At 62.2% G+C, this 21,021-nt stretch carries 21 protein-coding genes and 1 tRNA gene; 10 read left to right on the top strand and 12 right to left on the bottom strand.

All coding sequences use genetic code 11. The annotated features are described in order from the left end of the window. The first annotated feature begins 102 nt into the window (after positions 1–102). The 3 genes from purL to grxD all read left to right on the top strand — a co-directional run bounded on the left by purL (position 103) and on the right by grxD (position 3,365). Entirely contained in the window at positions 103–2,268 is a 2,166-nt protein-coding gene (gene purL / locus PXK01_RS10255; RefSeq protein WP_274859916.1) for a phosphoribosylformylglycinamidine synthase subunit PurL, read from the top strand. A gap of 223 nt (positions 2,269–2,491) precedes the next feature. Further along, on the top strand, positions 2,492–2,728 hold the full coding sequence (locus tag PXK01_RS10260; RefSeq protein WP_274859917.1) for a BolA/IbaG family iron-sulfur metabolism protein: 237 nt from the start codon (positions 2,492–2,494) through the stop codon (positions 2,726–2,728). Positions 2,729–3,002: 274 nt separating this feature from the next. After that, positions 3,003–3,365: a Grx4 family monothiol glutaredoxin gene (gene grxD / locus PXK01_RS10265; protein ID WP_274859918.1), complete on the top strand. Its 363-nt coding sequence runs from the start codon at positions 3,003–3,005 to the stop codon at positions 3,363–3,365. A gap of 110 nt (positions 3,366–3,475) precedes the next feature. On the opposite strand, the gene PXK01_RS10270 is transcribed toward grxD, so the two are convergent. Beyond that, positions 3,476–3,898, bottom strand: coding sequence for a cell division protein ZapA (locus tag PXK01_RS10270; protein WP_274846234.1), 423 nt, complete (start codon positions 3,896–3,898; stop codon positions 3,476–3,478). Further along, positions 3,898–4,677, bottom strand: a complete 780-nt coding sequence (locus PXK01_RS10275; RefSeq protein ID WP_274859920.1) for a colicin transporter — start codon at positions 4,675–4,677, stop codon at positions 3,898–3,900. Before PXK01_RS10275 ends, PXK01_RS10270 begins: the two co-directional genes overlap by 1 nt. A 392-nt stretch (positions 4,678–5,069) precedes the next feature. Between PXK01_RS10275 and tkt the strand changes: the two genes are divergently transcribed. After that, complete coding sequence (gene tkt / locus PXK01_RS10280; RefSeq protein WP_274859922.1) at positions 5,070–7,091, top strand: transketolase; 2,022 nt, start codon at positions 5,070–5,072, stop codon at positions 7,089–7,091. 187 nt (positions 7,092–7,278) lie between these two features. Here the strand turns inward: tkt and PXK01_RS10285 are convergent. Next, positions 7,279–7,364: transfer RNA gene (locus PXK01_RS10285), tRNA-Leu, on the bottom strand. 161 nt (positions 7,365–7,525) lie between these two features. Here PXK01_RS10285 and PXK01_RS10290 point away from each other — a divergent pair. Both PXK01_RS10290 and PXK01_RS10295 read left to right on the top strand, forming a co-directional pair. Beyond that, positions 7,526–8,104 carry a YqaA family protein gene (locus tag PXK01_RS10290; RefSeq protein ID WP_274859923.1) on the top strand — a complete coding sequence of 193 codons (579 nt, stop codon included), beginning with the start codon at positions 7,526–7,528 and terminating at the stop codon, positions 8,102–8,104. After that, positions 8,101–8,565, top strand: coding sequence for a disulfide bond formation protein B (locus PXK01_RS10295; RefSeq protein ID WP_274859924.1), 465 nt, complete (start codon positions 8,101–8,103; stop codon positions 8,563–8,565). Before PXK01_RS10290 ends, PXK01_RS10295 begins: the two co-directional genes overlap by 4 nt. A 12-nt stretch (positions 8,566–8,577) precedes the next feature. Here the strand turns inward: PXK01_RS10295 and PXK01_RS10300 are convergent, their stop codons facing one another. Beyond that, entirely contained in the window at positions 8,578–9,003 is a 426-nt protein-coding gene (locus PXK01_RS10300; RefSeq protein ID WP_274846239.1) for an Lrp/AsnC family transcriptional regulator, read from the bottom strand. A gap of 115 nt (positions 9,004–9,118) precedes the next feature. Between PXK01_RS10300 and rocF the strand changes: the two genes are divergently transcribed. Both rocF and PXK01_RS10310 read left to right on the top strand, forming a co-directional pair. After that, positions 9,119–10,045 (top strand): arginase, encoded by a 927-nt coding sequence (rocF, locus tag PXK01_RS10305; protein WP_274859925.1) that lies wholly within the window; start codon positions 9,119–9,121, stop codon positions 10,043–10,045. Further along, a complete protein-coding gene (locus PXK01_RS10310; RefSeq protein WP_274859926.1) occupies positions 10,042–11,100 on the top strand; it encodes an ornithine cyclodeaminase in 1,059 nt (352 codons plus the stop codon). Before rocF ends, PXK01_RS10310 begins: the two co-directional genes overlap by 4 nt. Positions 11,101–11,103: 3 nt before the next feature. On the opposite strand, the gene PXK01_RS10315 is transcribed toward PXK01_RS10310, so the two are convergent. Then, on the bottom strand, positions 11,104–11,688 hold the full coding sequence (locus PXK01_RS10315) for an HNH endonuclease (protein ID WP_274859928.1): 585 nt from the start codon (positions 11,686–11,688) through the stop codon (positions 11,104–11,106). A 217-nt stretch (positions 11,689–11,905) separates the two neighbouring features. Here PXK01_RS10315 and PXK01_RS10320 point away from each other — a divergent pair, with 217 nt between their 5' ends. Next, positions 11,906–12,595: an rRNA large subunit pseudouridine synthase E gene (locus PXK01_RS10320; RefSeq protein ID WP_274859929.1), complete on the top strand. Its 690-nt coding sequence runs from the start codon at positions 11,906–11,908 to the stop codon at positions 12,593–12,595. Between the two features lie 18 nt (positions 12,596–12,613). Here the strand turns inward: PXK01_RS10320 and PXK01_RS10325 are convergent, their stop codons facing one another. Beyond that, entirely contained in the window at positions 12,614–13,279 is a 666-nt protein-coding gene (locus PXK01_RS10325; RefSeq protein ID WP_274846244.1) for an alpha/beta hydrolase, read from the bottom strand. Then, entirely contained in the window at positions 13,276–13,932 is a 657-nt protein-coding gene (locus tag PXK01_RS10330; RefSeq protein ID WP_274846245.1) for a DNA-3-methyladenine glycosylase family protein, read from the bottom strand. The genes PXK01_RS10325 and PXK01_RS10330 overlap by 4 nt, the downstream gene beginning before the upstream one ends. 106 nt (positions 13,933–14,038) lie before the next feature. Here PXK01_RS10330 and PXK01_RS10335 point away from each other — a divergent pair, with 106 nt between their 5' ends. Further along, entirely contained in the window at positions 14,039–15,256 is a 1,218-nt protein-coding gene (locus tag PXK01_RS10335; protein WP_274846246.1) for an MFS transporter, read from the top strand. Positions 15,257–15,330: 74 nt separating this feature from the next. Here PXK01_RS10335 and PXK01_RS10340 read toward each other — a convergent pair whose 3' ends face one another. The 5 genes from PXK01_RS10340 to PXK01_RS10360 form a co-directional block, all read right to left on the bottom strand. Beyond that, positions 15,331–16,107 carry a squalene/phytoene synthase family protein gene (locus PXK01_RS10340; RefSeq protein ID WP_274859930.1) on the bottom strand — a complete coding sequence of 259 codons (777 nt, stop codon included), beginning with the start codon at positions 16,105–16,107 and terminating at the stop codon, positions 15,331–15,333. After that, positions 16,097–17,080, bottom strand: coding sequence for an alpha/beta hydrolase (locus PXK01_RS10345; RefSeq protein WP_274859932.1), 984 nt, complete (start codon positions 17,078–17,080; stop codon positions 16,097–16,099). Before PXK01_RS10345 ends, PXK01_RS10340 begins: the two co-directional genes overlap by 11 nt. Further along, a complete protein-coding gene (gene cimA / locus PXK01_RS10350) occupies positions 17,077–18,699 on the bottom strand; it encodes a citramalate synthase (protein WP_274859934.1) in 1,623 nt (540 codons plus the stop codon). Before cimA ends, PXK01_RS10345 begins: the two co-directional genes overlap by 4 nt. 55 nt (positions 18,700–18,754) lie before the next feature. Then, complete coding sequence (cysS, locus tag PXK01_RS10355) at positions 18,755–20,134, bottom strand: cysteine--tRNA ligase (RefSeq protein ID WP_274859935.1); 1,380 nt, start codon at positions 20,132–20,134, stop codon at positions 18,755–18,757. A 253-nt stretch (positions 20,135–20,387) separates the two neighbouring features. Next, a complete protein-coding gene (locus PXK01_RS10360) occupies positions 20,388–20,789 on the bottom strand; it encodes a hypothetical protein (RefSeq protein ID WP_274859936.1) in 402 nt (133 codons plus the stop codon). Between the last annotated feature and the right edge of the window lie 232 nt (positions 20,790–21,021).

The raw sequence follows: 21,021 nt of genomic DNA on the forward strand, positions 1-21,021 counted from the left end.
GACCAAACGCCCTGCCGTGCCTCTTGGCAACGCTTTGCCCTTCCCCCGCGCCTCCGCTTGGCCTAAAAGGCGCGCAATCGCAGCCACTGGGGATAGACACGGATGCAGGAACCAGCCATCACGCCGGAACTGATTGAGAGCCACGGACTGAAACCCGAGGAATACGATCTGATCCTCGAGATCATTGGCCGCGAGCCGACATTTACCGAGCTCGGCATCTTTTCCGCCATGTGGAACGAGCATTGCTCGTATAAATCCTCCAAGAAATGGCTGCGCACCCTGCCCACCTCTGGCCCGCAGGTAATCTGCGGCCCCGGTGAGAACGCAGGCATTGTCGATATCGGCGATGGCGATGCGGTGGTCTTCAAGATGGAAAGCCACAATCACCCCTCCTACATCGAACCCTACCAGGGCGCGGCAACCGGTGTCGGCGGCATCCTGCGCGATGTCTTCACCATGGGGGCACGGCCGATTGCCTCGATGAACTCGCTCTCCTTCGGTGAACCCTCCCACCCCAAGACCCGCCAGCTGGTCAACGGCGTGGTCGAGGGTATCGGCGGCTATGGCAACTGTTTCGGGGTGCCTTGCGCGGGCGGCGAAGTCCGTTTCCACCCCGCCTATAACAGCAACTGCCTGGTGAATGCCTTTGCTGCGGGCCTGGTGAAGACCGACAGCATCTTCTATTCGGCCGCCTCGGGCGTTGGCATGCCGGTGGTTTACCTCGGCGCCAAGACCGGCCGCGATGGCGTTGGCGGCGCCACCATGGCCTCGGCGGAATTTGACGACACCATCGAGGAAAAACGCCCCACCGTTCAGGTTGGCGACCCCTTCACCGAGAAACGCCTGATGGAAGCCACGCTGGAGCTGATGCAGACCGGCGCGGTGATCTCGATCCAGGACATGGGCGCCGCGGGCCTGACCTGTTCGGCCGTGGAAATGGGCGACAAGGGCGAGCTGGGCATCAAGCTGAACCTGGAATGCGTACCGCAGCGCGAAGTGGGCATGACCGCCTATGAAATGATGCTGTCGGAATCCCAGGAGCGGATGCTGATGGTGCTGAAGCCCGAAAAAGAGGACGAAGCCAAGGCGGTGTTCGAGAAATGGGACCTGGATTTCGCCATCGTCGGCGAAACCATCGCCGAAGACCGCTTCCTGATCATGCACAACAATGAGGTCAAAGCGGATCTGCCGCTGTCGAAACTCTCCTCCTCGGCGCCCGAATACGACCGCCCCTGGGTGCCAACCCCGGCGGCAGAGACTCTCAGCGACGAGGATGTGCCGACCATCGATCCCATCGACGGGCTGAAGGCGCTGATTTCCTCGCCCAACTATGCCGGCAAACAGTGGGTCTACGAACAATATGACACCACCGTGATGGGCGACACCGCCCGCCGCCCCGGTGCGGGATCGGGCATCGTGCGTGTGCATGGCACCGGCAAGCAGCTGGCGTTCACCTCGGACGTGACCCCGCGCTATGTGAAGGCGAACCCGGTTGAGGGCGGCAAACAGGCGGTGGCCGAAGCCTATCGCAACCTCTGTGCTGTGGGCGCCCTGCCCTTGGCGACAACCGATAACCTCAACTTCGGCAACCCCGAAAAACCCGAGATCATGGGTCAGTTCGTCGGCGCCATCAAGGGCATCGGCGAGGCGGTTGCAGCGCTCGACATGCCGATCGTCTCGGGCAACGTCTCGCTCTATAATGAAACCGACGGTCAGGGCATCCTGCCCACCCCCACCATCGGTGCCGTGGGCCTGATCGCCGAGGGCGAAGAGGCCATCATCGGAGAGGCGCGCGAAGGGCACATCGCCCTGCTGATCGGGGAAACCACCGGCCACCTGGGTCAATCGGCGCTTCTGGCGGAAGTCTTCAACCGTGAAGAGGGCGATGCCCCGGCGGTGGATCTGGACACCGAGAAACGCAATGGCGCCTTCATCCGTGCCAACCGTGAGCTGATCAAGGCCTGTACCGACCTGGGCGATGGCGGCCTTGCGCTGGCGGCCTTTGAACTGGCCGAAGCGGCAGGCGTCGGCGTTCAGATCGATGCGGGCGACACGCCCAGCCTCTTTGGCGAGGATCAGGCACGTTATCTGGTCGCCTGCAACTTCGACCAGGCCGAGGCGCTGATGCTGGCCGCTGGTCAGGCCGGTGTTGCCGTCACGACTGTTGGCAAGTTTACCGGCGAGACCGTGAAACTCGGCGGCAGCGAAGCACCGCTGGACGAGCTGTCGCAGATCTTCCGCAGCAGCTTTGCCGCGGCTGTCGCCTGATTCAGACCGAACAGGGGCGCTCTCCCGCGCCCGCATGTGCCTTGCCCATGGCAAGATCCCCTTAGCGGCCTTGGGCCCGGCAGCGCGCGACGCGCGCTGCCGGGCCCAACTCGCAAGTGCGGGTGGTCAATCCGGGCTTGCGGGGCGGGAGCATCTCCCGGCTTGAACTGCCCCCCCGACAGCCTTACATTTTCAGCGAACAGAGACACGAGGACCCAACGCAATGCCCATGCAGGCCCATGAAATCGAAGAACTTCTGCGCGCATCCTTTCCTGACGCACAGATCCAGGTCGGCGGCAGCGACGGCGTGCACATGTCCGCCATGGTCATCGACGAGAGCTTTCGCGGTAAGAACCGCGTGCAGCAGCAGCGAGCCGTCTATGCGGCCTTGAAGGGCAAGATGGACGGTTCCAATGGTGAGCTGCATGCCCTGGCCCTGACCACCAAGGCGCCGGAATGACAACGCAACTCTGGATGCTCATGGGCGGCGCTGCTCGTTTTGGTTTTAGTCGTCCAGAGTTTTGCAAAACGCGGTAAACGGCGCCCCCTGTCCCATGCGCAACCAAAATCAGGCCAACACGAGCGAGTTCCTGAACTCGGAATGGAGGCCACCGATTTTGATCTTGTGGAACGCGTAAAGCGAGAAGACCAAAGGCTGAAAGAAGCCAATTCGGAAATCAATCGGCGCTTCCTGCACCGAAACTAGACACGCCAGACATTCAAGGAAGATCCCAATGAGTGACGCAAAGACCCGTATCGACGAAACTGTCAAAAGCCACGACGTGGTGCTCTACATGAAAGGCACCAAGGAAATGCCGCAGTGTGGCTTTTCCTCTCGCGTGGCGGGCGTTTTGAACTACATCGGCGTGGAGTACACCGATGTGAACGTTCTGGCCGACGAGGAAATCCGCCAGGGCATCAAGGACTACTCCGACTGGCCCACCATTCCGCAGCTCTATGTCAAAGGTGAGTTCGTGGGCGGCTGTGACATCATCACCGAGATGACCCTGTCGGGTGAACTCGATGGCATGTTCGAGGAAAACGGCGTCAGCTTCGACAAGGCCGCCGCAGACAAGATCCGCGAAGCCAACGGCTGAGGCGGGCGCACGCAATACGACATGAAGAAGGCCTGTCCGCAGATCGCGCGACAGGCCTTTTTCTTTCAGGCAATACATGCCCGCATGCAGACTCTGTTCATAGAGATCGACTACTGCGCGGCGGCGGCCTTTTCCTCGATCTGCTGGGCCAGCGCCTCGGCGCGGGCGGCAACCTCTGCCAGGCCTTCCTCCACCTGCGGCGGCACCACGGGCACCTCGACGCGTTCGGGTTCGGGCGGCGGCGCATTGCGCAGCTCTTCCAATTCAGCGGTACGTTGGGCCAGTTCAGCGTCGCGTTCAGCCAGAACCGCTTCGACCTCTTTGATCCGATCCTCGACGGCGGCGGTCTTATCCGCCAGCATCAGGCCCGCCATCAGAAGCATCCGGGCTTCGGGCATGCGCCCGATCTGATCCGAGAGCACCTGCGCCTCGTCATCCAGCATCTTTGCCGCCGAGTGCAGGTAGCTTTCCTCACCCTCCTGGCAGGAGACCTCGAATCCACGGCCGCCAATATGAATGGTCACTTCGGGCATCAGACTTCCTCTCCTTCGGGCAGGTTGGGCGCACCGGCAAGCAAAGGCTCAAGCCGCGCCAGCACCGCATTGACCTGCGCCTTGTCACTGGCTTGAGCGGCCCGCAGACCGTCGATTTCAGCCGCCATGGCCGCGTTGATCAGCCCCGGATCGCCCAGTCCCTCGGCATTGGCTTCGCGCAGGGCCGCATTTGAGGTGCGCAATTGTTCATTGGCGAGGCGCAGCTGCTGCAATTCGGTGTCGAGCCGCACCAGCATCTGATCGGCACCTTCGGTGTCGACCGGGGCGCCCGTCGGCGCCGCAGCGGGCGCCTCCCCACCTTCCAGACGCGCGGTCAGCGCCGCATTTGCGGCCTGCAACTCTTCAATCTGATCTTCCAGCGCTTCCTTGTCGGTCGCGGCGGAATTGGCTGTGACCTCCAACTGCGACTTCAGCCGGGACACCTCCTGTTTCAGGGCTGCTGCTTCGGGGGAGTTGCCCGCCTCATTGCGCAGAAGCTCCAGCTCGGCCTTCAGGGCGGCGATATCCTCGTCGCCCGTACCGCCGGGCGCCTGCTGCTCCAGCTCCTTCTGGCGGGCGCGCAGAACCTTGACCCGTTCGGTCAACTGGGCGTTGGCGATACGCTCCTCGTCCAAAGCCTCTTCCAGAGCGCTGGTATCAGCCGCCGCAACCGCCCGTGCCTCGGCCGAGGACCTAGCCTCTTCAAGCGCTCCGACACCGGCGCCAATCCGCTCCATCGCGGCCAGGATACGCCCCTGCAAATCTTCGATCTGGTTCATGCCTGTTCCTCACCCGTCCACATCGCTGGCGCGCCCGCACGCATTTTCCAATTGCGCCGTTTCGACTGAGCCCCTGCCACCGTCCCAGGCAGGCTGCCCCCGGTTGGACTGCCCCAGCAAAACTGTCTCAGTTGCCCCGTCCCAGTCAAAACGCACCCGTTTCAAATGCGCCAGCGTTCACGGCTTCGCTGCATCTCACTGCGAATCACACCAAAGACGCGAAACCATACTCACCTTAGCCAATGCAGGAGTAAAACACCCCCTGTTTGCTTTCAAGCACTTGCAGGCGAACCTTCGCGTTCTGTTCACAGAAAGCCCTGCGAATGCTTGATCTTTGCCGCATCACTGGTATTCAGCGCGCAATCTGCCTGCCAACCTAAAGGAACAGTCCAGTGGATCTGACAGCCCTGCGCAACGCGAATCCCGATCATTGGAACAAGGCTGCGGCCATCCGTGCCCTGACCCTCGATGCCGTTACTGCCGCCAACTCCGGCCATTCCGGCATGCCGATCGGCATGGCCGATGTGGCCACCGTCCTGTTTGAAAAACATCTCAAATTCGACGTATCCGCACCCAAATGGGCCGACCGGGACCGGTTCATCCTGTCTGCGGGCCATGGCTCGATGCTGATCTATTCGCTTCTCTATCTCATGGGGGACGCACAGGTCACGCTGGAGCAGATCAAGAACTTCCGCCAGATGGGCGCCTTGACGGCGGGCCACCCGGAAAACTTCCTGATCGACGCGGTGGAAACCACGACCGGCCCGTTGGGTCAGGGGATTGCCAATGCCGTGGGCTTTGCCATGGCCGAGGAAATGCAGCGCGCCCAGTACGGCAAGAAGATCGTTGACCATTACACCTATGTGGTCGCCGGCGACGGCTGCCTGATGGAGGGCATCAGCCAGGAGGCCATCGGCATCGCCGGACGCCAGCAGCTGGGCAAGCTGATCGTCCTTTGGGACAACAACAACATCACCATCGACGGCACCGTCGAGCTGTCGGACCGCACCAACCAGGTGCAGCGCTTCAAGGCGTCGGGCTGGCAGGTGTTGGAAATCGACGGTCACGATCCCGAGGCCATCGATGCGGCCATCACCGCCGCCAAGAAGACCAAGAAACCGTCGATGATTGCCTGCAAGACCCATATCGCCCTGGGCCACGCGGCGCAGGACACCTCCAAGGGGCACGGCGCACTGACCGACAAGGAGCAGCTGAAGGCCGCCAAGGAAGCCTATGGCGCGCCGCTGGGTGACTTCGAAGTGCCCGCTGATATCAAGGCACAATGGGAAGCCATCGGCGCTCGTGGCGCAGCCGACCGCGCCGCCTGGGAGGCCCGCTTTGCCGAGATCTCCAAGCAGAAACAGGATCGGTTCAACCGTGCCTATGCGCTGGAGGCCCCCAAGAAGCTGTCTGCCGCCATCAAGGCGCTGAAAAAGCAGGTCAGCGAAGAGCAGCCGAAGGTTGCCACCCGCAAGGCCAGCGAAATGGCCCTGGCGGTGATCAACCCGCTGATGCCGGAAACCGTGGGTGGCTCGGCCGACCTGACCGGGTCCAACAACACCAAGACCGGCGATCTGGGCGTCTTTGACACCGACAACCGCAAGGGTCGCTATGTCTACTGGGGCATTCGTGAGCACGGCATGGCCGCGGCAATGAACGGCATGGCCCTGCACGGCGGTATGCGCCCCTATGGCGGCACCTTCTTCTGCTTCACCGATTATGCGCGCCCCTCGATGCGCCTGGCGGCGCTGATGAAGATCCCGACCGTCTTTGTGATGACCCACGATTCGATCGGCGTCGGCGAAGATGGCCCGACCCACCAGCCGGTGGAGCACTTGGCGATCTGCCGCGCGACCCCGAACACCTATGTGTTCCGCCCCGCCGACACGGTTGAGGCGGCAGAGGCCTGGGAAATCGCCGTCACCGCCAAGGAAACCCCTTCGGTGATGGTGCTGACCCGTCAGAACCTGCCCACCGTCCGGACCGAGCACAAGCTGAGCAACCTCACCGAAAAGGGCGCCTATGTCCTGGCCGAGGCGGAAGGCAAGCGCCAGGTGATCCTGATCGCCACCGGCTCCGAGGTCTCCCTCGCGATGGAAGCCAAGGCCAAGCTGGAAGCCGAAGGAATCGGCACCCGCGTCGTCTCCATGCCCTGCATGGAGCTGTTCGCACAGCAGGACGAGGCCTACCGCCGCAAGGTCCTGCCCGCAGGCCCGGTACGCGTCGGCATCGAAGCCGCCGTGCGTGCCGGAGGCTGGGACCGTTGGCTGCTGGGCGAACGTGGTCAGGAGAAGAAAGCCGCCTTCGTCGGCATGGACCGCTTTGGCGCTTCGGCTCCGGCAGGTGAATTGTTCGAGAAATTCGGCATCACCGCAGAGGCCGCCGCTGCCAAAGCGAAAGAGCTGCTTGGCTAAGCATCGGGCCGCTCGGCAGTTCAGACACATCAGAGGCGCCCCACCCGGGCGCCTCTTTCATTTTCGGGCAAAGATCCAATCGCACCCAGCTATTTCTCTGATATTACGGATAAATACATCGCACGATGGCGCGCAGATCCACAGGGCCAATGCGCATGCATTCGATAATCTAGGTGGGAGTTGAGGCTGGTACCCAAGGCCGGACTCGAACCGGCACGCCCGCAAAGGCGGGGGATTTTGAATCCCCTGCGTCTACCATTCCGCCACTTGGGCCTCGGAGCTGTTGTTACCCAAGGCAGCAGGATAGGTCCAGAGACAAAGATCGAAACGGCAGCAGAAATCTGCGGAATTCCAACGGCAGGCCAGCTGCGTGTTGACCTTGCCGCGGGGCCATGCAACCTCGGCCCTCAGAGCGGAAACAAGCGGGTAGAGACATGCTGCGCAGCCTATATGATCGCACGATGGCATTGGCGGATCACCCTCAAGCGCTGTGGTGGCTGGCGGCGGTGTCTTTCGTGGAAAGCTCGGTCTTTCCGATTCCACCGGATGTGCTGATGATCCCGATGATCCTGGCACGCCCATCGCGCGCCTGGCTGATTGCCCTGGTTGCGCTGGTCTCTTCGGTTCTGGGGGGGCTTCTGGGCTATGCCATCGGAGCCTTCTTCTACGAAGGCATCGGTCAGCCGATCCTGCAGGCCATGGGCAAGGCGGATGCGATGGAGGCCTTCAACACCCGGTTCAATGATTTTGGCTTCTGGGCCGTTCTGACGGCGGGGATCACACCCTTCCCCTATAAGGTGATCACCATCATGTCGGGCTGGACCGGCATGCCGCTGGCTACCTTCCTGGCCACCTCCATCCTGGCGCGGGCCCTGCGCTTCTTTGCGGTCGCCGCCCTGTTGCGCCTGTTCGGCGACCCCGTGCGCAGCTTTATCGAACGGCGGTTGGGGTTTGTGTTCACCCTGTTTCTTGTGCTTCTGTTCGGCGGCTTCCTTGTTGTGAGATACCTATGACACTCAGATCCTTCCTGATCCTTCTGGCGGCTGGAGGCTCGGCAGCACTGCTGCTGGGCGCATTCGGGTTTCAATACATCGGCGACATGCCGCCCTGCAAAATGTGCTACTGGCAGCGGTATCCCCATGGGGCCGCTGTTGCGATTGGTGCCCTCGCCCTGATCCTGTCCGGGGCCGCCCTGCCCTATCTTGGCGCGCTGGCCGCCCTGGCGACCTCTGCCATCGGCGGTTTTCATGCCGGGGTCGAGCAAGGCTGGTGGGAAGGGCCAAGCACCTGCACCTCCGGTCCTGTCTCCGGCCTGACGCCGGAACAGCTGATGGAGCAGATCATGGCCGCCCCCCTGGTGCGCTGCGATGAGATCCCCTGGGAGATGTTCGGCCTGTCGATGGCTGGATGGAATGCGGTAATCTCTTTTGGGTTGGCGCTGATCTGGATCGCCGCCGCCCGCCACAGCCGCTAATCCTGCCCGAGTTCAGCTGTCCTTCTTGGTGGCCAGCAGGAGGTTGGTCTCGCTATTGGCAATGCCTTCGAAGTTGCGGATCTTCGTCAAGGCCAGATCCAGCGTTTCCAGCGTTTCCGTGCCCAGCTCCACGATCAGGTCCCAGCGCCCGTTCGTGGTGTGAATGGCGCGCACCTCTGGCAGGCCCTGCAGCTGACGGATGATCCGGCTGGCGCCGCGCCCTTCGATCCCGATCATCATCAACCCCCGCACCGGGTCGCGCAACACGTCCTCTTTCAGCACCACGGAGAAACCGAGGATATCACCGCGCGATTGCAGCCGCTCGATCCGGGCGCGCACCGTGGTCCGAGACAGGTTCAACTGCAACGCCAGATCAGACAGGGACGCCCGCGCATTGTGGCGCAGCGCAGAGATCAGGCGCTCATCCGTTTTGTCCACTTGGACCTCCAAAACAATCATTCGACGATCAATATGGTCAATTAATGGACTTACATCCACCCCAAAACGGATATTTTCTGGCCCCCATGACAATTTTCAGCGGGAGCCAGACCTCGTGTCCACTCAAAACTGTATTCTCATCGGAGCGCCCGTCGACAGCGGCAAGCGTCGCGCCGGCTGCCTGATGGGACCCGATGCCTTTCGCACTGCGGGCCTGCCCGGGGCGCTATCGGAGCTTGGCCACAGTGTCACCGACCTGGGCAACCTGGCGCCCGATCCTCATACCCCGGATGACGACGCGGCGCGGCTTTACGGTCTCAATCGCACGATTGCATGGACCACTGCCCTGGCACGCGCCGCAGAAGAGAGCCTGCCCAATGGCCTGCCCATTTTCCTTGGCGGCGATCATGCGCTGTCGCTTGGCTCTGTTCTGGGGGCGGCCAACCACGCCGCCCGCGCCGGGCGCCCACTGTTCGTGCTCTGGCTCGATGCCCATACGGATTTCCACACGCCGCAGACCACCGGCAGCGGCAATCTGCATGGCACGCCGGTCGGATATGTCACCGGGCAAGGTGGTTTTGATGGCTTCCCGCCGGTAGAGCACCCGGTCCCGGAGGAGAATGTCTGCATGATCGGTCTTCGCTCGGTCGACCCGGCCGAGCGACAGGCGTTGGAAAGCAGCCGGATCCGCCGCCATGACATGCGCGATATCGATGAAAACGGCATCAAGGGGCCTTTGACCGCATTCCTTGATCAGGTGGCCGCCCAAAACGGTATGCTGCATGTGTCGCTGGATGTGGACTTCCTTGATCCTTCCATCGCGCCCGCCGTTGGCACCACGGTTCCCGGTGGCGCGACAGTGCGCGAAGCACATCTGGTCTGCGAAATGCTGCATGATTCCGGCCTGATGACCTCCCTCGATCTTGTCGAACTCAACCCCTTCCTTGATGAACGCGGGCGTACCGCGCATCTGATGGTCGATCTCTGTGCCTCGGCGCTCGGCCGCCGCGTTTTCGACCGCCCCACACGGAGCTACCAATGACCCAGCCTTCCCACAAAGCCCTGGTGCCTTTTGTCAGCGTCGACAACATGATGCGCCTTGTTCATCACGTCGGGATCGAGCAGATGCTGCGCGATCTGGCCACTTACGTGGAAGAGGATTTCCGCCGCTGGGAACTGTTCGACAAGACCCCGCGCGTGGCCAGCCATTCAGACGTCGGCGTGATCGAGTTGATGCCCACCTCGGATGGGGAGGCCTACGGGTTCAAATACGTCAACGGTCACCCCAAGAACACCGCCGAGGGCCTGCAGACGGTGACCGCATTCGGCCTCTTGGCGGATGTCTACACCGGCTATCCGGTGCTACTGACCGAAATGACCCTGCTGACCGCCCTGCGCACGGCGGCGACATCAGCCATGGCCGCCAAGTATCTGGCGCCAAGGGGCGCTGATACCATGGCGATGATCGGCAACGGGGCCCAGTCGGAGTTTCAGAGCCTTGCGATGAAGGCGATCTGCGGGCTGAAGTCTGTCCGTCTTTACGATCAGGATCCCAAGGCCACCGAGAAATGCGCCCGCAATCTGGCGGGGTCCGGCCTGGAGGTCATCCGCTGTCGCAGCGCCGAGGAGGCCATTGAAGGCGCCCAGATCCTGACCACCTGTACCGCCGACAAGCAGAACGCCACGATCCTGAGTGACAACATGGTTGGCCCCGGCGTGCACATCAACGCCATCGGCGGCGATTGCCCCGGCAAGACGGAACTTGCGCCGGGCATCCTCGACCGATCCGAGGTTTTTGTGGAATTTCCGCCGCAAACCCGGATCGAAGGCGAGATCCAGCAGATGCCCGATGATTTCCCGGTGACAGAGCTGTGGCAAGTGATCACCGACGCGCGGCCCGGGCGGCGCGATGCGCGGCAAATCACCCTGTTCGACAGTGTCGGCTTTGCGATCGAGGATTTCAGCGCGTTGCGCTATATCCGCGACCGGATCAAGGACAGTGCCTTTTACATCGAGCTGGACATGCTGGCCGACCCGGATGATCCGAGGGACCTGTTCGGGATGCTGCAACGCTCAGGCGCGGCCCAGCCCGCCTGAGGATCAGGCCTCCAGCTCGCTGTCCCAGTAAAGGAAATCCATCCAACTGTCATGCAGATGGTTGGGTGGAAACTTACGACCGATATTGCGCAGCTCCTCGGCGCCGGGGCGTTTCGGGGCTTTGCGCAGATGCATGCCTGCCCGGTGCAAGGACTTGGACCCTTTGCGCAGATTGCACTTGGAACAGGCCGCCACAACATTTTCCCAGCTGGTCACGCCTCCAGCGGCGCGCGGCACCACGTGGTCAAAGGTCAGATCCCCCCTTGCGCCGCAGTATTGGCAGCAGAATTCATCCCTCAGAAACAAATTAAAGCGCGTGAAGGCCACGCGCTTTTGAGGTTTCACATAGTCTTTCAGGACAACGACCGAAGGTATTCGGATTTCGGTGCTGGGGCTGTGCACGACGGTGTCATACTCCGCCACAATCGCCACCCGATCCAGCCAGGCTGCCTTGACCGCGTCCTGCCAGGGCCAAAGCGATAGGGGATAGTAGGACAAGGGCCGGTAATCCGCATTGAGCACCAGTGCCGGATGATGCTTCAAGGCACCCGGATCGCGTACAAACTCGTTTCTGAAATCGCCGTCCATTCTAAACGTCTTCCTCACCCTGTCTGCCGGTTTCCTGGCACCAGAGCGGGGAACCCGCCCCAGTCTATGAATGACTATATATCGCGTTTGAAAGCTGGCAAGCCCTTTGCGCGCCACAACATCTCGGGGCTGTGGATAAAGCGATTCCATGACACTGCGGTAACGGATCTGCCCAAGATCCTTGCGCCCCGCGCAAGCCGGGCCTATTGCGGGCCACATGACCCGGCTCATTCGTTTCAACAAACCCTATGACGTGCTGCCGCAATTCACCGACCGCAGCACCGAAGGCACCCCGCGCAAAACGCTCAGCGATTTCATCGACTGCCCAGGCGTCTATCCTGCCGGTCGGCTGGACCGCGACAGCGAGGGGTTGATGCTGTTGACGGACAACGGCCGCCTGCAGGCCTGGATCAGCGATCCGCGCAACAAGATGGCAAAAACCTATTGGGTTCAGGTGGAAGGCACCCCGGATGACGCCGCGCTGGAGGCCCTGCGCAAGGGGATCGAGCTGAAGGACGGTATGACCCGGCCCGCCAAGGCGCGCCTGATTGACGAGCCGCCCGGCCTTTGGGCGCGCACACCGCCGATCCGGGTGCGCAAATCGGTGCCCGACAGCTGGCTGGAACTGACGATCACCGAAGGGCGCAACCGCCAGGTGCGCCGGATGACCGCCGCGGTGGGCCACCCCACCCTGCGACTGATCCGCTCTGCCATTGGCGCCTGGAGCCTGGACGGGCTGGCGCAGGGCGCATGGGCTGATCTTGACCCACCCAAGGTGCCCGGACGGCCAAAACCCGCGCATGTGCCAAACCGCAAGGCACAGGCCAGGCGGGCCGAGGAAAAGGCCATTGAGGCAGGACAAAACAGAAAGGGCGGCAAGAGCCGAAAGCCCCGCCGCCCGTCCTGAACTCCGCATAATAGCCGATCAGAGGCTCAGCTTGTCCCGCATGAAGGCCAGCGCCACGCTCAACCCATCCGGAGCAATGCCATGGCCGGTGCCCTTTTGAATATGGGCAAAGACATCCTGGAAACCGGCCTCCTGCAGCGCCTCGGCGGCCTCGGGCAGAGATTGCACCGGCACCACGTCATCGGCATCGCCATGCACCAGAAGCACCGGCATGCGGCTGACGACCTCGTCCTTGAAAGTATCCGGCCCCAAGAGACGGCCCGAAAAGGCGACGATCCCGGCAATCGGGTCTTCGCGGCGCGGCGCCACATGCAGGCTCATCATGGTGCCTTGCGAGAACCCAAACAGCACCACCTGTTCGGGCAGCACATCCTCATCCACCATCAGCGCGTCAAGGAAGGCATTGAGATCTTCCACCGCCGCCTGCATGCCGCGCATGCTTTCCTCCTCAGAAGAGCCATCGATCCAGGGGATCGGGAACCACTGATAGCCAAAGGGCGCCCCGGCGCAGTTCTCGGGCGCATCGGGCGCCACGAACAATGTGTCGGGCAGATGTTCACCCAAGGGGTCTGCCAACCCCAGAAGATCGGCACCATTGGCGCCATAGCCATGCAGAAACACCACAACCGAGCGGGTTGAGCCGGAAAGCGGCTCTTTGCGGCCTGCAGTCAAAACACGTGTCATCGGATCCCTTCCCTGTCCTTTGCCACATGGTAATAGGCCCAGAGCAGCCGCGCCGCAACCGAGCGCCAGGGTGACCAGCCTTGCGCCATCTGGCGTAGGGCACGTTCCTTGGGGCGCTCGGGCAGGTCGAATAGGATCCGCGCACCCTCTTGCAGGGCCAGATCGCCGGGCGCAAAGACGTCCGCTCGCCCCAGCGAGAACATCGCGTAGATCTCGGCCGTCCAGACGCCGATACCGGAGACCTGGGTCAGAATGCTGACGACCTCTGCATCAGGTTTCCCCCGCAAATCATTGAAATCTATATCCGCCTCGGAGAGTGCGCGAGCATAGCGGATCTTTTGTCGGCTCAGACCCGCTGCGCGCAATTCATCATCAGAGACGCGCATGATCATCTCGGGCGCGGTCAATTGCGCGTCTTCCATCCGCGCCCATATGGCCCGCGCCGACGCCACGCTCACCTGCTGGCTGACAATGGCGCTCAGAAGTTCGGCAAAGCCATCCGGCTTGCGCCTGAGCGGCAGTGGTCCGGTCTGCTCAAGCGCCTGGGCAAAGCGCGGATCGTGATCCGACAGCCAAGCGGCCCCCTCAGCGACGCAGGCATCGCTGTGGATGATGCGGCCAATGCCGGAGTTTAGATCCCCTTGTGACGACACGTCGCCTGTTCCTTCACCTGTTATCTAATGCACATAGACCTGTGCGTTGTGCATCAGCAGCGCAAGGCGGCTTGTTCCGGCACACATTCAAGGTTACGCATCCCACATGACGCATAGCATGACCACCCCCGACGACAGAGTCGCCAAGAAGAACGTTGCCATCCTGGTGATGGCGCAGGCCTTCCTCGGCGCACAGATGCCGATGATCTTCACCATTGGCGGGCTGGCGGGACAGTCTCTCGCCTCCAACCCCTGTTTTGCGACGCTGCCGATCTCCCTGATCGTTGCCGGCTCGATGATGGCGGCGACGCCGATTTCTGCCATCATGCAGCGTTGGGGCCGTCGCGCCGGGTTCTTTACCGGGGCGATGTTTGGCGCGCTGGGCGGTGTGGTCGGGGCCTATGGGCTCTATCTGGGGTCCTTCCCGATCTTCCTTCTGGGCAGCCTGTTGACCGGCGTCTACATGAGCGCGCATGGCTTTTACCGCTTTGCCGCCGCCGACACGGCATCAGAAGAATTCCGCCCCAAGGCGATTTCCTACGTGATGGCGGGCGGGCTGTTGTCTGCCATTATCGGCCCGCAGCTGGTCAAGGCCACCAGCCAGGCCTTTGTGGTGCCTTTCATGGGCACCTATATGGCGGTGATCGCGGTCAATATCCTTGGCGCCGGGCTGTTCCTGTTTCTCAACATCCCGAAACCGCCCGTGCCAAGCCAGGACGCCCCCAAGGGACGCAGCCGCATTGAACTGCTCAAAACGCCGGTGATCGCTGTCTCCGTGATCTGCGCCATGGTCTCTTACGCGCTGATGAACCTGGTGATGACCTCGACCCCGCTTGCGGTCGTGGGCTGCGGCTTTACCGAGGGCAACGCCGCGGATGTGGTGACAGCCCACGTGCTGGCCATGTATGTGCCCTCCTTCTTTACCGGCCATCTGATCGCGCGGTTCGGCGTGCATAAAATCGTCGCGGCGGGCCTGTTCATCCTTGCCGGTGCCGGAGCCGTTGCCCTGAACGGCGTCGATCTCGAAAACTTCTTTGTCGCGCTGGTTCTCCTGGGGATTGGCTGGAACTTCGGCTTTATCGGCGCCACCACCATGCTGGCCGGCGCCCATGAGCCGCATGAGCGCGGCCGGATGCAGGGGCTCAACGATCTCTTGGTCTTTGGCGGTGTCACCATGGCCTCTCTTGCATCGGGTGGGTTGATGAACTGCTCGGGCGGCAATCCGGTGGACGGCTGGAGTGCCGTCAACATGGCCATGGCCCCCTTCCTGGTTCTGGCCGGCGGTGCGCTTCTGTGGCTGATCCTGCGCCCCAAGCAGATCTAAATCGCCGCGCAAGCATTTGGCAAAAATAGAAAAGCCGCCTCTCGAGGGCGGCTTTTTGCACGTCCTAAAAGGGGCTACCAACGCCCCAATGCGGTTCGCCCCATCAGCCCAACGCGGCGGCGGAATTCACTGGTTCCAAGCCGACCCGCCGCCACCCGTTCCGGTTCCCTGATTGCCTGCTTCAGGATCTCCCGCGCCTGCCATCCCGCCAGCAGGGCGACACCTGCCTCCTTCGACACAGAGGCCCGCGTCCGGGTTGCATCCAGGATGTGCTGATACCCCTGTTCGGCCAGGCGCCGCACCCCTTCACTGGTACCATCCAGCAGTGGGACGCGTTTCTGTTTCTCCAGCTCGGGGATGGCGCGCAGCCAATTGGCAATCCCGACCCCGCGCCCGAAGGCACGAACCGTGGCTTCCTCGGCTTCGCCAAGCGACGCCGCCGCCATCCACATCAGGCTGCCCGAGGTTGCATCAATATAGCGCTCGAAAGCGGCTTCATCCTCGAAAGGGTCACGGTAGATATCCCAGCGCCGCGCCTCTGCCATGGCATCGATGTGCTGCGCCAAGTCAGGCCGTAGCAGGCGCGCCAGCGGTGTCGCCACATAGTGACGGCGGACCGCCCCTCCGCTTGCAAGCTCTGCTCCCACATCGCGCCACCATTGCACGCGCATCTCCGCAATCATGCTTTCCTGGCTGGCCCAGGGCGCCCGCGACAGTTCCAGGTTGAAGGCATAGAGTGCAAAAAGCAGCGGACGCGCCGCCAGCGGAGCGGCCATTGTGGCCATGAAGCGATCCGGGTCTCCCTGGTGCAGCAGATCCGCGCATCCCTTCAGATCGTCGTCAAATTCCACCCAGGAACTCCTTTACGGCCAGTGCGGTTGCGGGCGCATCTACAATAGCAAGATGCCCGACATTCGGTACGGTGACATAGCGGCCCCGTGGGTTGACCGGTGTCATCAGGGCTTCGTATCCCTCCGCCACAAAGGCTTCGTCCTTTTCCCCTGCGATCACAAGGAAGTCCGGCAAGGACTTGATGTCCTGCAAGTAGTCGCCACGCGGCGCGTATGAGGTGTTGAGCCTGAAGGAGTAGCTGGTCGTCGCCAGATGCCCAAACGGACCGTCCAGGACCTCTTGCGGCATGTTGAACTCGATCGCGGACAGATGGTTGAACCGGGTGATCCCGACGGCATTCAGCATCGACAGGCCGACAATCCTTCGCGTTAACGGCCTCGCCCAACCACCTGAATTCTTGCGCGTTGTCGGCGCATTGTGCTTCAGAAACGGGGCTAGCAGGACCGCGCGATCGATCATCGCGCCGTGATCTCCCCCGGCAAAGCGCACCACCAACCCGCCGCCCGAGGAATGCCCAAGCAGGACAACCTTCTGGCCGGGTTCAACCCTGGCCGCAATCAGATCCGCCAGATCGTCCTCCAGCTGGCCGATATATGCGACATCACCGCGCCGCCCAGGAGCGCCCCCGTGTCCGCGCAAATCGGGTACCAGCACATGCCCCGCGATCTGCGGGGCAAGGCTGGCGTATTGCAAGCCGTTCCAGCCGGACCCATGCACCAGTACCACCAGCGGCCCCGGCCCGTTGCGATAGCTGCGGACCTGAAGATCATAGCCATCCCGCATGGCAACTGATGTGGGATCGGGCATCTGTGACCCCGAAGACTGGCCCGCAGACAGGCCCGAGAAATCCAGCCCCGCCTGCGGATCGGCGGGCCGCCCCCCTGCGGGCCGGTCGGACAGGATCAGCACAAAGGGCAGCGCCGTCATCACGCCGGCCCCGATGATGGCCATCCTGACCAGCGCAGAAATCATGCCTCGCTCGCGCAATCGCGGATCAGTTTCCAGCGGATTGCGTCCAGCAGCGCCTCGAATGAGGCGTCGATTATGTTGGGGCTGACGCCGACCGTGGACCAGCGGCGGCCCTGGTTGTCGGCACTGTCGATCACTACGCGCGTCACCGCCTCGGTGCCGCCTTGGGTGATGCGCACCTTGAAATCCACCAGGCGCATATCGTCGATCACCTCGGAATAGCGCCCCAGATCCTTGGCCAGCGCCTTGGCCAACGCGTTCACCGGGCCGCGATCACTGCCGGTTTCATCCATGGATTCGCTGACCGACAGGCGCTTTTCGCCGTCCACCTTCACGACCACGACCGCCTCTGAGAGGCTTATCATCTTGTTATACTTGTTCTTGCGCCGCTCGACCGTGACCTTGTAGCGTTTCACCTCGAAGAAGCTCGGGAGCTGGCCCAATTCCTCGCGCGCCAACAGCTCGAACGAGGCCTGGGCAGTGTCGTAGGAATATCCCTCATCCTCGCGCGCCTTGATCCGCTCCAGGATTCGCGCCAGCGCGGGATCTCCCTTTGCGACACTCAGCCCCGCATCGGTCAGCCGCTTGCGCAGGTTGGACTGGCCCGCCTGGTTCGACATCGGAATGATGCGCGCATTGCCCACCAGTTCGGGCTGGATATGCTCATAGGTGGAGGGATCCTTCAGGATCGCGCTGGCATGCAGCCCCGCCTTATGAGCAAAGGCAGAGGCCCCCACGTAAGGCGCCTGTTTCATCGGCACCCGGTTCAGGATGTCATCCAGCATCCGGCTCAACCGCGTCAGACCTTTCAGAGCCTTGCGCGAAACGCCCGTCTCAAAGCTGCTCGCATAGGGTTCTTTGAGCAGCAAGGAGGGGATCAGCGTGGTCAGGTTTGCATTTCCGCAACGCTCCCCCAGCCCGTTGAGCGTCCCCTGAACCTGCCGCACGCCCGCATCCACCGCCGCCAGCGAACAGGCCACGGCGTTTTCGGTGTCGTTATGGGTGTGGATGCCCAGGCGCTCCCCAGGGATGCCGGAGGCGATCACCTCGGTGACGATCCGGTGCACCTCGGCGGGCATGCAGCCGCCATTGGTATCGCAGAGCACCACCCAACGCGCGCCAGCCTCCAGCGCCGCGCGACAGGCCGCCAGGGCATAGTCCGGGTTGTCCTTGTAGCCATCGAAGAAATGCTCGGCATCATAAAGCGCCTCACGCCCCTCGGCGACGATATGCGCAATGGAAGCGCCGATGTTTTCGAGGTTTTCCTCAAGGCTGATGCCAAGGGCCGCCGTCACATGGTAATCATGCGCCTTGCCCACCAGGCAGACCGTATCGGTGCCTGCATTCATCACCGCTGCCAGCACATCGTCATTTGCGGCCGAGCGCCCTGCCCGTTTGGTCATGCCAAAGGCAGCAAGCCGCGCCCGGGTCTTGGGCGCTACCTCGAAAAAGGCGCTGTCGGTGGGATTGGCACCGGGCCAGCCGCCCTCGATATAGTCGATGCCGAGATCATCCAGCGCCTTGGCGATCTGCTGTTTCTCGGCGGTGGAGAACTGCACGCCCTGGGTCTGCTGCCCGTCCCGCAGGGTGGTGTCATAAAGGTAAAGACGTTCCTTGGTCATTCCTGCCTCATTCTGTTTGCCGGGCAGCGCCCGGCCCGGGGTGGGCGTCTGTGGGTCAAAGGTTGTCCAGCTTGGCCGGATCAAACCCTGCCCCCGGCACCAGTTCAACACCGGTCTTGCTCATGCGGACCTCAAGCCCGGCCTCCGTATAGGCCGTCTTCAAACGATCCACTTCGGAAAAGTCCTTGCTTTCCATGGCCGCCTGACGCGCCTTGAACAGCCGCGCCTCGTGGGAGGAAAGGTCCACGTCTGGCGCCTTCACCCAATCCGGAATATCCTCGCCCAGCAATCCAAGCAGTTCCATGCTGGACCTGAGCGCAACCAAGTCTCCGGCCTGTGAGAATTGGTGGCACTCTGCCAAAACGCCATGCGTGTTAATATCATCCGCTACGAGATCAACGACGTGCGATTCCGGCTGCCCGCCCGGAAGGGCCTCTGCCGCTTGCGCGTACCACTTGCGCAGCGTCTTCTCTGCTTCCTTCGCCTTCTTCTCGGTCCAGTCCATCGGCTTGCGATAATGTGTCGACAGGAAGACGAAGCGGATCACCTCGCCGGGAATGCCCTGCTCCAACAGATCATGCACGGTGAAGAAATTGCCGAGCGATTTCGACATCTTCTTGCCTTCGACCTGCAGCATCTCGTTGTGCAGCCAGTAGTGCGCGAATTCCCCTTCGGGATGGGCGCAGCAGCTTTGGGCGATCTCGTTTTCATGGTGAGGAAACATCAGGTCGTTGCCGCCGCCGTGAATATCGAAGGTGTCGCCCAATAGCTCATAGGACATAGCCGAGCATTCGATATGCCAGCCGGGCCGACCGCGCCCCCAGGGGCTGTCCCAGCCGGGCAGATCCTCGCTTGACGGCTTCCACAGCACGAAATCCATCGGGTTCTTCTTGTAGGGCGCAACCTCCACCCGTGCGCCCGCGATCATGTCATCCACCGACCGGCCCGAGAGTTTGCCGTAGCCCTCGCGCCAGCTGTCCACGGCGAAAAGCACATGCCCCTCGGCGGCATAGGCGTGGCCCTTGGCGATCAGATCCTCGATCATCGCGATCATCTGGGGGATATACTCGGTCGCCCGCGGCATGTGGTTCGGCTCCAGCGCGCCAAGGGCGCCCATGTCATCGAGGAACCACTGGGTTGTCTCGGCGGTGATCTCCCCGATGGGGCGGCCGCTTTCGGCAGCGCGGGCGTTGATCTTGTCATCCACGTCGGTGAAATTGCGCGCATAGGTCACGTGATCCGCACCATAGACGTGGCGCAACAGCCGGTAGAGCACGTCAAAGACCACAACGGGGCGGGCATTGCCCAGATGCGCCCGGTCATAGACCGTCGGACCACAGACATACATCCGCACGTTTTCCGGATCGATCGGGGTAAAGACCTCTTTCTTGCGGGTCTTGGTGTTGTGCAGTTTGATTACGGTATCGGTCGTCATGACAGCTCCTAGGACGGGCACGGGCATGCAGGCATCAAGCCAATGCGCAGGGCGCGCAGCGCGGGCTTAGCAATTTGTCACTTGGAAGGGAACGACGAAACCAGCCCGCTGTGGATTTCAGCAGGTAATGCAGCAGCAGATAATGAGGGTTGCAGACGTGGTCATGCAGTCCGGTTAGCACGTCAGTTGAACCAGGCCAAGGAAAATCAAAGGCCATGCGCCGATCACGGACCCAATGAGACAGAGCGGACGGTCAGAATCGAAAGGCGGCGCGAAAAGACAGGGTTTCGTCGCCCAAGGTCGCTCCATTCGGCGAAGAGCCAGGCGCATGATGCAAGAATTCACCGCTCATCTGCAGGATCCGATTGACCGACACCCGCACGCCCAGCCCGATGACCTGATTGCGCTCCTGGTCGGATCCCTGCTGTCGCTCGCCAAAGGTCACATAGCCAAGCGTACGGCCAAGATCGATCCCCGCCCGCAGCTGCAGCATCTGGCTGTCGTCCTGCAAGCCGGGGCCAAAACTGTCCGGCACACGCCCCTGTTGGAAGGATCCGCCAAGAACCAGATCGCCGTAATCCCGATCAAACCCGGCCTGAAACCCCGTGGCGCCCCGTGTCGACACCGGTTCGTTCAGAGGTGCAAAAGACCTCACCAATTCGGAGTGATCCCGCGCTGCAGGCGTGTGAACAAAGGATCTGGACCAATCCGCGGACCCCGCAGGCACCGCAATCGCAAGTCCAAGGCTGACACCCACCGCGCAGGCGCTCAGATTAAGAGATTTGAAACCACGTGATAACACGGCAGACATCCTATCGACCCCGATCCTGTGCCCGGGCCAGCGCGATTTTGCGCCCCCCAATTTCTATAGCCAATAATGGTGAAGA

Source organism: Phaeobacter sp. PT47_59, assembly GCF_028890025.1.
Taxonomy (GTDB): domain Bacteria; phylum Pseudomonadota; class Alphaproteobacteria; order Rhodobacterales; family Rhodobacteraceae; genus Phycobacter.

Coding starts and splice junctions, on each gene's coding strand:
- purL (WP_274859916.1), top strand. CDS start 103: ATGCAGGAACCAGCCATCACGCCGGAACTGATTGAGAGCCACGGACTG.
- PXK01_RS10260 (WP_274859917.1), top strand. CDS start 2,492: ATGCCCATGCAGGCCCATGAAATCGAAGAACTTCTGCGCGCATCCTTT.
- grxD (WP_274859918.1), top strand. CDS start 3,003: ATGAGTGACGCAAAGACCCGTATCGACGAAACTGTCAAAAGCCACGAC.
- PXK01_RS10270 (WP_274846234.1), bottom strand. CDS start 3,898: ATGCCCGAAGTGACCATTCATATTGGCGGCCGTGGATTCGAGGTCTCC.
- PXK01_RS10275 (WP_274859920.1), bottom strand. CDS start 4,677: ATGAACCAGATCGAAGATTTGCAGGGGCGTATCCTGGCCGCGATGGAG.
- PXK01_RS10290 (WP_274859923.1), top strand. CDS start 7,526: ATGCTGCGCAGCCTATATGATCGCACGATGGCATTGGCGGATCACCCT.
- PXK01_RS10295 (WP_274859924.1), top strand. CDS start 8,101: ATGACACTCAGATCCTTCCTGATCCTTCTGGCGGCTGGAGGCTCGGCA.
- PXK01_RS10310 (WP_274859926.1), top strand. CDS start 10,042: ATGACCCAGCCTTCCCACAAAGCCCTGGTGCCTTTTGTCAGCGTCGAC.
- PXK01_RS10315 (WP_274859928.1), bottom strand. CDS start 11,688: ATGGACGGCGATTTCAGAAACGAGTTTGTACGCGATCCGGGTGCCTTG.
- PXK01_RS10320 (WP_274859929.1), top strand. CDS start 11,906: ATGACCCGGCTCATTCGTTTCAACAAACCCTATGACGTGCTGCCGCAA.
- PXK01_RS10325 (WP_274846244.1), bottom strand. CDS start 13,279: ATGACACGTGTTTTGACTGCAGGCCGCAAAGAGCCGCTTTCCGGCTCA.
- PXK01_RS10335 (WP_274846246.1), top strand. CDS start 14,039: ATGACGCATAGCATGACCACCCCCGACGACAGAGTCGCCAAGAAGAAC.
- PXK01_RS10345 (WP_274859932.1), bottom strand. CDS start 17,080: ATGATTTCTGCGCTGGTCAGGATGGCCATCATCGGGGCCGGCGTGATG.
- cimA (WP_274859934.1), bottom strand. CDS start 18,699: ATGACCAAGGAACGTCTTTACCTTTATGACACCACCCTGCGGGACGGG.
- cysS (WP_274859935.1), bottom strand. CDS start 20,134: ATGACGACCGATACCGTAATCAAACTGCACAACACCAAGACCCGCAAG.